The sequence below is a fragment of the Aequitasia blattaphilus genome, assembly GCF_024721305.1.
Lineage (GTDB): Bacteria > Bacillota > Clostridia > Lachnospirales > Lachnospiraceae > Aequitasia > Aequitasia blattaphila.
Genome location: NZ_JAMXOD010000008.1, coordinates 14,991 through 29,347 on the forward strand (window position 1 = coordinate 14,991; position 14,357 = coordinate 29,347).

10 protein-coding genes are annotated in these 14,357 nt (G+C 38.0%); 3 read left to right on the forward strand and 7 right to left on the reverse strand.

Annotation, left to right across the window (positions count from 1 at the left end; genetic code table 11):
• Nucleotides 1-5 precede the first annotated feature (5 nt).
• Together xylB and NHH15_RS06840 are read right to left on the reverse strand one after the other, a co-directional pair.
• Nucleotides 6-1,475 (reverse strand): xylulokinase, encoded by a 1,470-nt coding sequence (xylB, locus tag NHH15_RS06835; RefSeq protein ID WP_262065916.1) that lies wholly within the window; start codon nucleotides 1,473-1,475, stop codon nucleotides 6-8.
• A 20-nt stretch (nucleotides 1,476-1,495) separates the two neighbouring features.
• Nucleotides 1,496-2,692: an ROK family transcriptional regulator gene (locus NHH15_RS06840; protein ID WP_262065917.1), complete on the reverse strand. Its 1,197-nt coding sequence runs from the start codon at nucleotides 2,690-2,692 to the stop codon at nucleotides 1,496-1,498.
• A 173-nt stretch (nucleotides 2,693-2,865) separates the two neighbouring features.
• Here NHH15_RS06840 and xylA point away from each other — a divergent pair, with 173 nt between their 5' ends.
• Both xylA and NHH15_RS06850 read left to right on the forward strand, forming a co-directional pair.
• Nucleotides 2,866-4,182, forward strand: coding sequence for a xylose isomerase (xylA, locus tag NHH15_RS06845; protein ID WP_262065918.1), 1,317 nt, complete (start codon nucleotides 2,866-2,868; stop codon nucleotides 4,180-4,182).
• Between the two features lie 98 nt (nucleotides 4,183-4,280).
• Nucleotides 4,281-5,330: a CdaR family transcriptional regulator gene (locus tag NHH15_RS06850; RefSeq protein ID WP_262065919.1), complete on the forward strand. Its 1,050-nt coding sequence runs from the start codon at nucleotides 4,281-4,283 to the stop codon at nucleotides 5,328-5,330.
• Between the two features lie 32 nt (nucleotides 5,331-5,362).
• On the opposite strand, the gene NHH15_RS15610 is transcribed toward NHH15_RS06850, so the two are convergent.
• The gene (locus tag NHH15_RS15610) at nucleotides 5,363-9,169 is read right to left on the reverse strand and encodes a SpaA isopeptide-forming pilin-related protein (protein WP_262065920.1); all 3,807 of its coding nucleotides are present in this window, start codon (nucleotides 9,167-9,169) and stop codon (nucleotides 5,363-5,365) included.
• A gap of 283 nt (nucleotides 9,170-9,452) precedes the next feature.
• On the opposite strand from NHH15_RS15610, the gene NHH15_RS06860 reads away from it, so the two are divergent.
• Complete coding sequence (locus tag NHH15_RS06860; RefSeq protein ID WP_262065921.1) at nucleotides 9,453-10,580, forward strand: glycerate kinase family protein; 1,128 nt, start codon at nucleotides 9,453-9,455, stop codon at nucleotides 10,578-10,580.
• Between the two features lie 101 nt (nucleotides 10,581-10,681).
• Here NHH15_RS06860 and NHH15_RS06865 read toward each other — a convergent pair whose 3' ends face one another.
• The 4 genes from NHH15_RS06865 to NHH15_RS06880 all read right to left on the reverse strand — a co-directional run bounded on the left by NHH15_RS06865 (nucleotide 10,682) and on the right by NHH15_RS06880 (nucleotide 14,203).
• Nucleotides 10,682-11,311 carry an ABC-2 transporter permease gene (locus tag NHH15_RS06865; RefSeq protein WP_262065922.1) on the reverse strand — a complete coding sequence of 210 codons (630 nt, stop codon included), beginning with the start codon at nucleotides 11,309-11,311 and terminating at the stop codon, nucleotides 10,682-10,684.
• Nucleotides 11,308-12,024, reverse strand: coding sequence for an ABC transporter ATP-binding protein (locus tag NHH15_RS06870; RefSeq protein WP_262065923.1), 717 nt, complete (start codon nucleotides 12,022-12,024; stop codon nucleotides 11,308-11,310). The genes NHH15_RS06865 and NHH15_RS06870 overlap by 4 nt, the downstream gene beginning before the upstream one ends.
• Nucleotides 12,025-12,138: 114 nt before the next feature.
• On the reverse strand, nucleotides 12,139-13,443 hold the full coding sequence (locus NHH15_RS06875; RefSeq protein WP_262065924.1) for an FtsX-like permease family protein: 1,305 nt from the start codon (nucleotides 13,441-13,443) through the stop codon (nucleotides 12,139-12,141).
• Complete coding sequence (locus tag NHH15_RS06880; protein WP_262065925.1) at nucleotides 13,430-14,203, reverse strand: ABC transporter ATP-binding protein; 774 nt, start codon at nucleotides 14,201-14,203, stop codon at nucleotides 13,430-13,432. The genes NHH15_RS06875 and NHH15_RS06880 overlap by 14 nt, the downstream gene beginning before the upstream one ends.
• Nucleotides 14,204-14,357 lie beyond the last annotated feature (154 nt).

Genomic DNA, 14,357 nt, shown 5'->3' on the forward strand with positions numbered 1-14,357 from the left:
TCTTTCTATACGATTTGGTTGAAAATTTCTATCATTCCCGGATAGATTGTTTTAAACTTCTCGTATCTCTCATCATATTTCTTGCTTAACTCTTCATCGGGCTCAATCGTATCAACTACCTTAATCATCTTTTCTGCTGCTTCTTCTACATTTTTATATTCTCCACAGCCTACAGCTGCAAGAATTGCTCCTCCCAGAGCAGGACCTTCTTCGCTTTCCAGCAAATCAATTTTAACATTTAACACATTTGCAATAATCTTCTTCCAGAGAGGACTTTTGGCACCTCCACCTGTGATTTTACTTCTTTCAATTTTAATCCCAAGCTTCTTTGCCACCTCAAAAGAATCCCGCAGCCCAAAAGCCACCCCCTCTAAAACAGCTTGATACATGTCTTCCCGTTTTGTGTCCATAGTCATTCCCGTAAAAGTTCCTCTCGCCTTGGGATTATTATGAGGAGAACGCTCACCCATGAGATACGGTAAGAAAAACACAGAGTTTTCTCCTAAATTTTCAATTTTTTCTTGCTCTCCTTTAAAGTCCTTAGACTGGAGAATTTCTTCCATCCACCACTTATTGCAGGAAGCTGCACTAAGCATACATCCCATTAGGTGATATTTTCCATCTGCATGAGCGAAAGAATGCAGTGCATTATGCTCATCTACCCGAAATTCATCACTGGTAATAAAGATTGTACCAGAGGTTCCAAGGGATAGGTTACACATATTATTTCCAACGGTTCCTGTTCCTACTGCGGATGCCGCATTATCTCCTGCTCCGGCAATAATCTTGACCGCCTCGGTCATTCCTAATTCTTCTGCCACCTCAGGCTTCAATGTTCCAACTACATCATAGCTTTCAAAAAGCGTTGGCAGCTGCTCCTTCGTGATTCCACAAATCGAAATCATTTCCTCAGACCAGCATTTATTTTTCACATCCATCAAAAGCATACCTGATGCATCCGAGTAATCACTGCAAAAGGTTCCAGATAAACGGTATGCAAGGTAATCCTTTGGAAGCATAATCTTCTTAATTCGTGCAAAATTCTCCGGTTCATTTTCCTTAACCCATAGTATTTTCGGTGCAGTAAAACCAGCAAATGCTATGTTGGCTGTATATTCAGATAGTTTTTCTTTGCCTACAACGGTATTTAAGTAATCTGTTTCTTTCCCTGTTCTTCCATCATTCCATAAAATTGCAGGTCGGATTACCTCATCCTTTTCGTCCAGAATGACTAATCCATGCATCTGGCCACCGAAGCTAATTCCACCAATTTGGCTTTTATCAATTCCCTCCGTTAGCTCCTTTAAGCCTTCCATGGATTTTTCATACCAATCCAATGGGTTTTGCTCCGACCATCCCGGATGTGGGAAATTCAGAGGGTATTCCTTTGATACAATCTTCTCGATTTTTCCTTTTGAGTCCATTAATAATAGCTTTACTGCTGATGTTCCTAAATCCACTCCAATGTAATACATGTGTCTTTCCTCCACTTTCTTTATTGATATAATGCTTCATCTTGAAAAAATTTACGTTGTAAAAAGTTAAGAGCCCCTGATAAATCCAGCTCCTCCAGAGACATTTCATTGTATTCAATTTCAAATGCACCGCCCTTTGGATAGTATTTAAACTCAGACAAGCGATTCTTTAACGTATTTTTAAAATAATCGTCTGCATGAGAGTAGTCCCCTTGAAACACTACAACATTCGGATTAAATACAAGAGAAATATTACGTACCAGATACGCAAATGTATTGGCCAGATATTTCACGATTTCTCTTGCCCATTCTTCCCCTTTTTGGGATGCAATAAACAGCTCTTCAAAGGTAATGTCCTCGTTTTTTGACAGCCTTTTTACTTTTTCAATACTCAGCATACGTTCTGCACACCCATAGCTTCCGCATCCACACAGCACTTCATCATGGGGATCAATGACCATATGACCCACCTCTCCAATCAGAGAATCATCGCCACTTAGTACATGGCCTCTTTCAATGAGGCAAGCCGACAATCCCCATGTGGAAAATAGAACCAGAATACGGTTTTGCTCCTCTTCACTTCGAACAAGTTCATACCGTCCTGTCATCTTTCCCGCATTTTCAATTAGAATTTCAACCTTCTCTCCAAATATTTCCCTCATGTGTTTTTTTATCGGGACATTGGTTCCCCATAAAGGTGTTCTGGAACTATATTTTAAATTTCCAGTTTCATAATCAATTGTTCCGGCGGTAGATAAGGATACGCCATACAAATCCGAAAGCTGATATCCCTGCTGTGTAATCAAGCTCAAACTTTTCTCACGAATCAAATCAAAAGCTTCCTGGGGATTGTTCTTTATTGGTGCCTCAATTTTCACCGAGGCTATTTTCTTCAAATTCATAGTACACAAATTGAGGGCAAGAAAATCCGGCCACATTGTAATAGTAAGAAGAAGCTTCTTATATATAAATCCGTATAATTCTGGTTTTTTTCCACCAATCTCTGTTGACTCTCCTTTTCCTTGAGAGACAATCAAATTACGATCAATAAAATACTGAATGGATTTTACCACTGTAGGGCGACTAATTCCTGTTTCCTTTGCAATGTCTGCTGCTGAATAGAGATTCCCATCTTTGATGGCATTTAAAATCAGCATTCGGTTACGTACTTTTAAATCCACTGGAAGTGCCCCTATTCCTTTACTCTTTCTTTTCATCCGATAACCTCTTTCATTTTCGTTATGAAACTTTCTTATATAACTTATATCATATCTCAAAATTATTTTCAATATTTCTTTCAGATTCCTATTGCATTTATTTGATTTTGTGATATAATCCGAGTTATGAAACATACTTTTATAACCATGTAAAAAGAAAGGACGGTCAAAAAATGAAAGAATATTTCAATACTATCCCCCATGTGAAATATGAAGGACCAAAAAGTAAAAACCCTATGGCTTTTAAGTACTATGATGCTGAAAAAGTGATCTTAGGTAAACCAATGAAGGAGCACCTCCCATTTGCTATGGCATGGTGGCATAATCTTTGTGCCGAGGGCACCGATATGTTCGGTTCAGGTACTACAGATAAATCCTTTGATGCTGAAAAAGGAACTATGGAGCATGCAAAAGCTAAGGTGGATGCAGGTTTCGAATTTATGGTTAAGCTTGGTATCTCTTACTTCTGTTTCCACGATGTGGATCTCATCCCTGAAGGTGATACGATTGCAGAAAGCAACAAACGCCTCGATGAAATTGGCGATTATATTAAAGAAAAAATGGATGCTACAGGCATCAAATGCCTGTGGGGTACTGCAAACATGTTTAGCAATCCCCGCTTTATGAATGGAGCAGGAAGCACAAACTCGGCAGATGTATACTGCTACGCTGCTGCTCAAATCAAAAAGGCTTTAGACCTTACCGTAAAGCTTGGCGGAAGAGGCTACGTATTCTGGGGCGGAAGAGAAGGCTACGAAACCCTGTTAAATACTGATGTAAAATTCGAACAGGAAAATATTGCTAACCTTATGCATATGGCTGTTGAATATGGAAGAAGTATTGGATTTGAAGGTGACTTCTTAATCGAGCCAAAACCGAAAGAACCAATGAAGCACCAGTATGATTTCGATGCATCAACTGCTATTGGATTCCTTCGTCAATACGGCTTGGATAAAGACTTTAAAATGAATATCGAAGCAAACCATGCAACACTTGCAGGACATACTTTCCAGCATGAGCTTCGCATCAGCGCTATCAACGGAATGCTTGGAAGCATTGATGCCAACCAGGGTGATATGCTTCTTGGCTGGGATACAGATGAATTCCCATTCGATGTATACGAAGCAACTCTTTGTATGTACGAAGTATTAAAGGCTGGTGGTATCACTGGCGGATTCAACTTTGACTCTAAGACAAGAAGACCAAGTAATTCATATGAGGATATGTTTAACGGATATATTCTTGGAATGGATACATTTGCTCTCGGACTCATTAAGGCTGCTGCTTTAATCGAGGATGGACGCCTGGATGAATTTGTCTCAGATAAATACAAGAGTTTTAACGAAGGCATTGGTAAGAAAATCCGCGAAAAGAAAACTTCTCTTGCAGAGCTAGCTGCATATGCGGAAGAAATGGGTGCACCTGAAAGTCCAGGAAGCGGAAAGCAAGAATACCTGGAAGGCGTTGTAAATAACGTACTGTTTTCCTAAATAATGTTTCAGAAAGAAGTCGGGATAAACCCGGCTTTTTCTGTTCTCCATGCCATCATTATGTTATACTAGACAATAAATGAGAGGGGGAACTGTAGATGGAAATATCGAAACATTTAGCCAATCAGATTGTGGAAGCAACCCACAAGGTTGTTGGAAATCGTATTAATTTAATAAACCATGAAGGGCTGATTATTGCCAGTACTGATACGAAAAGAGTTAGCACTTTTCACGAAGCAGGCTTTCAAGCTATTGAAACCAAAAAATCCGTAATTGTTAACCGTAATTCCTCTTTTAAAGGTACAAAGGAGGGGATAAACTACCCCATATTGTTAAACAAGGAAGCAGTTGGCGCAATTGGTATCTCAGGAAATCCAGATGAGGTCAAGAAATACGGCGTTTTGGTAACAAAGATTACCGAGGTTTTTCTAAAGGAACAGCTCCTGGAGCTTGAAATGAATTCAAAGGAGCGTTTGTATTCTTATGTCATCACCTCCTTAATCCATAATAACATTCGAGAAGGCAAACATTTCTATTCTCTTTTGGAAAAACTATCTTTAGATGTCCAAGCTTCTTACTGTGTTCTTTCCATACAAATATTAGAGGGCAGTTATCTTTCCTCTGTTGAGCATTTTTTTCACCTTCAAGGTATTACCTTATTTACCTATACCTATCCAAATGAACTCATTGTTCTCTTAAGTCAGGAACAGATGAATCATTTTAATCGAAGTTACTTTGATGACTCTTACCGTGGTTATGTTTACTGTGGAGAAGGTACTGCCCAGCCCCTTTTGCAAGCTTCCCGCTCCTATCACCAGGCTCTGGTTGCGCAAAAATATGCAAAGCACAGAGGACTTACTCTTTGTTCCAGCAAAGATATTACGGCTCATTTAATCTATGAGAGTATTCCCCAGGATCTCAAAGAAACTTATATCCACAATATTCTAGGCCACCTGGAAGACCGTGAGTTGGAATTATTAAAAGCATACTTTAGCAACAATCTTTCTCTGGTCGATACAGCGAAAGAATTGAACATCCATAAAAATACACTTCAATACCGTCTGGACAAAATCCGTGAAAAGGCAGGCTTCAATCCAAGGCTTTTTCAAGATGCATACCTTCTGAATTTAGCACTCTCACTGATATAACAACGGGTTGCCTATTTGGCAACCCGTTCCTCTTATTTATGAATTTTTTTCCTTTTCCTGTGAATAATAACACCACACACTAGTATACTGCTGACTAATAGGACACTCCATAATACAATTCTGTTGTGATCTCCTGTGCCTGTTCTGCTCTTTACCGTTTCTGTAGGTGTCGTAGTTGGTTTGCTGGGCTCTTTTGGTGTGTTTGGAGTTTGTGGTTTTTGTGGTTCAGATGGTTTGACTGGATCCTCTGGATCTTTTGGATCTTTTGGATCTTTTGGATCTTTTGGTTCTTCCGGATCTTTTGGTTCTTCCGGATCTTTCGGTTTATAGGTATTTGTAATGGTACCATCTAAGCCTTCTTCTACTTCGTAATGATCTGGTACCACAACCTCCTTAACCGTATATACGCTAGGCGTATGGGTTCCATCCTGGTACATTGGCAAATCGATCCAGGTATACATCCAGTTATTTTCTTCATTTAATTCTTGAAGCCCCTTTGTTGTGATGGTATCCGTGAAAATCTGTCCATCTCGATATAACTGTACTTCTATCTTTGTTGGACGCACACCTGCTGCATTGTTATTGTCCACCCAGTTCTTTGTAACCTTATAAGAAGTGTTGTATAAGCGGCTTCCTGAACCGTGAATATAATGAATTGTCTGGTCTGCATCCGTATTATCGGTATGTCTTACAACCTCTTTACCTTGCTTATTCTCTTTGCTTTCATCATATTCGTAAATCACTTCATAGGCCACAAGGTATGACCCATGGACAGGGGTTAGCCCTAAATTTTTACCATTAAAGCTATAAACAACTTGGATCATACCGGTTCCTGTTTCGTCTGTTACAAATTCATAGGTTGGATTCCCATTTTGATCCTTTAGAACGCCTTTAACTACTGCTCCACTTCCTGTATCATTACCATTTCCATCGTCTTCATATTCATAATAGATAAATCCGGCATCTGGATCGGAAGAACGAGTATAGTGCCACAAGCTTCCATCTATTACGTATTTTGTATTTGCCCTTAAGCCTTTATAGCAAAGGGAATCTACAATAATTTCTTCTTCACTTGGTGATCCTTTTTGAATCACTCCTGGAGTTCTTACGCCGTTTTCTTCTTCTCCTGTATCTGGATTTATCACCTTTGTATCCAAGGCTACCGTATCAATCTCAAGAATCTTGTTCAGAAAAGATATTTCGGTAATTAAATCAGAAAGTAACCCTGTTTCTTCGTCATAACCTCTATAGTATTCGGTAGAAGCCACAAGTACTCCAGCATTATTTGTATCAACTTTTATCAATGCAAAATACGCTATATTGTCATAGGTAATATCTGCTTCTCCTTTATCGACTTCGGAAATTCGATAAATGTAATCACCTGCTGCATTGTATTTCATATCTGGAAAAACAATCTTACCCTCTCCATCATTTGAGGCTATTATTTGATTGCTATCCGGAAAATCGATAATATTAGCAGATGTACCACTGATTAATTCCGCTACAAATTCAAACTCCTTATCTTTTAGACTGCGTCCTTCCAATTCCTTCTTTGCTTCAAAGCCAACCTCTACAAACTCTGGAATTTTAGCATTTTCTACATTCCCCAAATTGACAATAGCGTCACCTTCAAGCTCATCTTTAAGTTCAAACTCATATTTCTCATCCGATAATTGATAGCCAGAAATTGGTGCTGATTCCTGTAAATAGTACTTACCCGCCGGAAGCTGTACAATTTTCAACTTCCCTCCTGTTAACGTTAGAAGTTCGTCACCTCCGCTTCCATCATAAACATAATGATTTATTTCGTTCATGTCTATCAATGTAAAACCTGTAACCTCAGTGGCATCCTCCATATCATCTGTATAGGTATAAAGTTTAAACGCTACTCCTGCCAGCTTTTCCTCGGAATTTCCTTCTTCTGTCTTAACCAGTTCAACCCCTCGGGCACTATTGTTGACCAGCTTATACTCTACTCGGTCACCCGCCACTGTAAATGGAACTCTTTCATTTTGACCACTGTAATATCCACTTGGTGCTTGAATCTCTTTTAAGTAATAGTTGCCATATGGAAGCCCACTAATAATTACACTTCCATCCGCATCATTCGTTGTCACAGCTCCTAAGGTGCCGTTTTCATTGTATACATATTTCCCTGCGTCAAAATCAAATTGCAGAGGTCCATCTCCATTTTCCTTATATACTTCAAAGCTCACATTGGGGATAAATCCCTCTACCGGGCTGTCATCTGTCTTATCCCCAGCCAGGTTTCCATACAATGAGTCGGCTTTGAATATCTGTGCATCACCATTTGCGGCTGTAGCCATAATTGTTCCAGCCCAAAAATTATCCTGCACTGCACTATAAGTCTTCTCGTCCCAGCCACCACTAACCTTATAGCTGTTTTTTACTTTTCCAACGGTTCCCGCTGCTTCCCGATCTACTTTCGTTTTCACAACTGCATTCATGCTATAGATATAGGGTCCAACTAACACTTCATTCTCATATACCTCGTAATAATCGAAAGCATTTCCATATACTGAAACAGCTCTTTCCCACTGTGCCCGAGTGTAGCCCTTCCCATACGCATCCTTCAAAAATTCTTTTGGATTATCTCCAGGATTCCTCTCCAATACATCTTGGGCATTCTCTTTTTCTCGCAGCAGATTTTCCAAAATACTCTTGATTTTTTTCCCTCCGTCAATATCTCCATAACGAAGACCATCCTCTTCCGGTGCACCAAAATTTACAATCAAGCGCTCTCTCTGTTTCGGTTTGTTATCTGGATCCTCTTCCGTTATAATGGTCCAGGTTTTTCCATTTCCTTTTACATAATTCTCTGCATCTGGATCGCTTGGATCAATCCACCTCATGCCATTGTCTTGCTTATCTTCTTTCGTTCCCAACGTAAACACAATCACCCCTGCGGTGTACTGTATATTATCATCCGAACCTCCTTCGTTAAGATAGACCGGTATCGTTATTTGAACGTTGAGTCCTTGTATCGTATAAGATGTCGTATTAAAGGTTTGATATGCATCTAACATTTCTTCAAAAATCAAATCCTTATATTCAACCCCTTCGTTATTAAACTGCTGTTCAGCATAATCCGTTAATTGAACTGTCCAATCTATTATCGCATCTTCTTCGTCAGTATACCCAGTGACCGCCTTTCCTGGTTCTGGTATGGTAATGCCTGAGGGTGGACCTGCGGGATCTCCTGCTCCTTCTGGTGTTTTCAGCTTTTCGAAGGTAGCAACATTCTCTCCTTCTCTGTCAATCCAGACAACATCCCCTACCTCTAAGCCAGCAATTGTTGCTCTGCCCTCTAATGTACCACTAATTTTATTTTTCCCTTCTATCGCATTGTTAAAAACAACCTTGTAGTATAAAGTAACCTCTCCTGTGGTTCCATCTTTCTCTGCTTCCAAGCTTCCATCTGCCATATATACTTTGTCGTGATATAATTTTTTTGGCTTAGAAATATTATCTATTTGAAGATTTGTTCCACCACTTATTGTACATAAAGGAAAGCGAAAATAATCTCCCTCTTTAAACCCTGTCTGCTCCGGATTTCTTTGTGAAAAATTCATCTCTAACGTGATACGCGGGTTTATGTGGTTTGATAACTTCAATGGATCCGACACATCTGCTTCCACATCATTTATCTTGATGACAAGACCGTCTATTTGGAACGACTCCCCACAGTCCTTCGCTTCAAGAACCTCCATACTTGTTTCCTCCTGTGCTTTAACACCATCATAAAATGGTACCGAGCTCAGGAGCATAACCAAACACAAAGAAAGTGTTAGAATTCCTTTTCTCATTTTATTTTTCACCTTTTTCAGCCTCCTCTTTATCTTTATCTTTATCCCTTTAGCTGCCACTCTTCGACTAAAGTTAGGTTTATATTATATATTTCGACCTTTTTCTTCAATCACTTTAGACCAAGATGCATATCTATGGAGTAAGATGCACTATCAGAAACTAAAATGCACAAAACACCTTTTCCTCATTTGTCATATATACCAATAACCATTTACATCTTTGGTACCTATTACATTGCAAAATCCCTCTTGTCTCCTTTATAATAAGGATAAATATACTCAGGAGGAAACAATTATGAAGGTAACAATTGCTATTGATTCTTTAAAAGGAAGCCTCTCTTCTATTGAAGCCGGAAATGCGATAAAAGAAGGAATTCTTCGTTCAAAACCTGAAGCATCTGTTGTGGTAAAACCTTTAGCTGATGGCGGAGAAGGAACGGTGGACGCCATTATTGAAGGACTTGGTGCCACAAAAGTAGAGTTGGAAGTAACCGGACCACTAGGAGCACCTTTAACTGCCTATTATGGCTTCTTAGAAGAAAGTCAGACTGCCATACTGGAGATGGCTTCTGCTGCCGGAATTACTCTTCTGAAAAAGGAAGAACTAAATCCATTTCAAACCACCACATATGGAGTTGGGGAAATCATTTTAGATGGGCTGAAAAGAGGAGCAAAAAAATTTATTATCGGAATTGGGGGAAGCGCCACAAACGATGGCGGAACCGGCATGCTGAGAGCTTTAGGATTCCAATTCCTTGATTCAGACAACAATCCTATAAGTGACGGTGCCAAGGACTTAGGAAGAATCGAAAAAATCCTCCCTCCCTCTGACACTTCCTTTCTCCATAATGTGGAATTTAAGATTGCATGCGATGTAAATAACCCCCTATGTGGCAAGAATGGAGCCACCTATGTATTCGGACCACAAAAGGGTTTGGAAGAAGCAGACTTAAATTCTGTGGATCAGGATATGAATCACTACGCCCAGATTGCTGCGAAAACAATCGGGCAAGATTATGCAAGAGATGCCGGTAGTGGTGCAGCAGGCGGTTTAGGGTTCGCGTTCCGCAGTTTTTTATATGGAAACTTAACACCTGGAATTGATTTGATTTTAAATCTGGTAGACTTGGAAAAAGAGATAATAGACTCGGATATTGTAGTAACAGGAGAAGGACGCTTAGATTTCCAGACCTCAATGGGCAAGGCTCCAATTGGGGTTGCAAAGCTTGGAAAACAACACGGAGCAACCGTCCTTGCCTTTGCCGGAAGTGTTACGGCAGATGCAAAAGAATGTAATAAGAAAGGTATCGATGCTTTCTTTCCCATTTTGAGAGGTGTATCAACCTTGGAAGAAGCAATGGATTCTGAAAATGCGCGGAACAATATGGCAGATACAGTGGAACAGGTTTTTCGCTTACTGTAAAAACGACTATAATAATTAACAAATGGTATAACCTCTCTGCTTGGCGAGCTTCCTAATTGAAACGCCTCAAGGCAAGTGGTTATACCATCTTTCTAATGGACTTATAAATCTATTTTCTTATAAATATTGGTCGCTACAAGAATTGATGTATACAGAATCGCAAATGCCACAACAAAAAGAGCTATCTGTATTCCAAATGCAAATCCACTGCTCAACAAACTCGTCCTATATATTATCCATGATGAAAGATACGGAATTGCAATTGTTAAAAGTGCTGGAATAAACCGCGTTTTCTCATAGCCAAACTTCATCATTGCAGGTATATACAAACCATATATCACAGTCATAAAGAAAAAAACAACAATCAAATCACCTATGTTTAAGGGAGCCAAAAACTTCCTAAACACAAAGGATAACATGAGATATACTATCACACAGAACATTTCAACAAGAAAAATGAACAGATACTTGGATAAAACCAGCTCTTTCCTCGAATACGCAGTGGTACACAGAAGTATATTCCCTTTGTACTTATACTCCACCATTTCAAGTTGGTTATGTGAAATGTATACTGCAAAACTCATTTGGCAGAGCAACGGTATCAGCACAGGGCTTATTAAGCCTATTGCATGAAATGTATATAGTGGGATTCCTGCTGCTATTATTGTCAGAATCAGGACGTATTTTTTAACAAGTAACCAATTCTTTTGTTGTAGTTTTAGATGATTCATAATCCCACATCTCCCTGTATACAGTTGAGCATAAGTGTTTCTAAACTCAAGTTCTTTTCCTTAATAACGTCTGTTTTTTCCTGAAAAATGAGTTCTCCATTATGAATCATAATGATATTATCTGCCGCCTTTTCCAAGTCTGAAATAATATGTGTCGAAAACATAACGCTTCCCCCAGTCGTTTTTACCCATTCACTCAGCAAATCTACAAATTGCTTTCGAATTAATGGATCAAGACCACTTGTTGGTTCGTCCATAATTAACAGCTGTGCTTTGTGTGACAAAGCCAATACCAAAGAGAATTTCATCTTCATGCCCTTTGACAATTGGTGAATTTTCCGATTGGCAGGGATTCCAAACTGGGTTATCAAATTTTTATAGGTATCATTATCCCATTCTTTATAGGAGGATGCATAAATCTTTTTCATGTCATTTACACTTACATTTTCATAAAAGTATCCACCATCTAATACGATTCCTATCTGCTCTCTGCTTGTATGTTGAAGCATCGGATCATAGGATTCCCCTTTAAATTCCATCGTTCCACTATTCCGATTCACCAAACCGGAAATAATCTTTATCAGGGTGGTCTTCCCTGAACCATTTATCCCAATCAATCCGGTTATACTGCCTTCTGGAATCGTAAAGTTTATATCATTAAGATGAAATTCAGGATATTCTTTAGATAAATTTTGAACCTTTAATATATGCATACAAATCTCCTATTTCTTCAAATAGTTTACAGATATTTATTCCACTTTGTATCCTTCTAATTGAAAATGTCTTTTTACTTCTATTGGAACTATAGTCCGCTTTAGTGCCCTGACTTATAAGACCATTATACTTTCCATATGATTAATATAGCTCCTATACGTTCCTAATATGAAACATGCCAATACAACGATAAGTATTACAATAAATTGAAGTGTACTCTTTAACATTTCAACTTTTATCCAAGGTAAAATAGCGTTAGAAATAAAAAGAATTAGAAAGCCCATAACTAAAATCAATACTCCCACTACTATCGGAAGAATATAATTTTGTATAGTAACAATTAATAAATTTTTCTTCATTTCCGCTTTACTGACACCTATATTTCTTAGGACTATTAAACTCTTATTATTATTTGTTATTTCTGTCATCTGCCTTATTCCCGTAAGAGCAACTAAAACAACCAAAAATAATATCGAGAAATATATTTGTGTTATTCCCATTAGGTGATCTAATTCCTTATCCAATAATACAGACTGAGAATTTACAAAAACCCCTCCTATGTTATAGCACACAGCTGAAAGAATAAAGACCCCTGATAAAACAGATGAAAGCCTCACAAAAGATCGCTGCTTAGATAGCAAAATTCCTGCTCTGTATAGCTGAAATGCTTTATCATAAACGCTTTTCCCTTTTCTCTTGATATTATATTTATTTACCAAACACAAATATCCAACATAAATAAGCATTACTAAAACAATAAATATTGTGCCCGATGTAGCTACCCTATTAATTGTCAATAATTGTATTGCAAAAACTCCTACTAATACCACAAGTGCTATGTTCAACCATTTATAACGTTTATATTCCTTCTCATTTTCAGTTTTATGATACATTAGCTTTCTAAGATTTAGTCTATTAATTACAAATATAGAATAGACAATATTAAAGAGACAAATAATCATAACCTGAAACGTTGTTGTTAGAAATATACGTATAATCTGAGCAGGGTCTTGAATACGAAGTAGCGTGTCATTAGTGATTAAAGACACTATATAAGTAAATATATAACCACAAATCGAACCAATAACAAGTCCCACTATTTCTATAGCAAATGATTCCATACCATAAAGCACAATTATATCTTTTTTCGACAATCCGGATAACATATAGGTGGCAAACTCACGGCTTCGCTGGCTAATCATAAATTTGTTAATAAACATCAGAAAACAGATTATAGTAATCGCAATAAGAAGAGGCAATGAATTAGACATAACTCCTGCCTCTGTTTTATATTCTATAAAACTTATTACATTTGAAGCGAATAAAAGACCACATAAAAATATCAAACTGATACTAAAAATCGTATAATCCTTCTGGGATTTCTTAATATTTTTCCATAATAAATTATAAAATTTCATCTAAGCCTCCACTAAAGGTAATATTCATCTTTAGAATGTCATTGAACAGTTGCTTCTTAGATTTCTCGCCTCGTAATATCTCAGCACAAATTTTACCATCATTTAATACAAGTATTCGGCTACAGTAGCTGGCCGCTACTGGATCATGGGTTACCATTAATATCGTCGAATTATACTTCTTATTAAGTGTTTCCAATGTTCCTAATAATGCATGAGAAGAATTCGTATCTAATGCCCCTGTCGGTTCATCGGCCAAGATAATCTCCGGTTTTTTAATAATTGCCCTTGCACACGCACACCTCTGCCTTTGCCCACCGGAGACTTCATACGGATAATGATTCAAGACCTCTCTAATCCCCAATTCCTCAGCAATTTCAATTATTTTCTTCCTTATATCATTGTCATTTACATCTAGATTTACAACAGCTAATAATATATTTTCATACAGTGTGAGCGTATCAAGCAGATTATAATCTTGGAATATCAATCCTATTTTTTCATTCCTTAATTTTGACAATTGTTCATCTGATAACTTCGTAATGTCTATTCCATTGAAGTTAACAACACCTTCGCTGGCTTCATCGATTGTTGCAATGATATTTAGCAACGTTGTTTTTCCCGATCCAGAAGCCCCCATTATACCTACAAACTCACCGCTTTCAATTTCCATACTTACCCGGTTAATGGCTTTCACTTTATTACTACTCGTACCACTTTCATAATATTTATACAGTGATTTTATATTCAGTATCTTTTTCACCTTGCTCTCCATTCCGACTTTTCTCAACATCATAATAAATTACACATTACTAATGTAGAATAAGCTATAAAAAAGTCCCTTCTTGCTAATTAATTCATCAAATGCTCCCATTTCATTTCTCAAAAGCAATTGTTATTTTTATCTTCATGCTTTG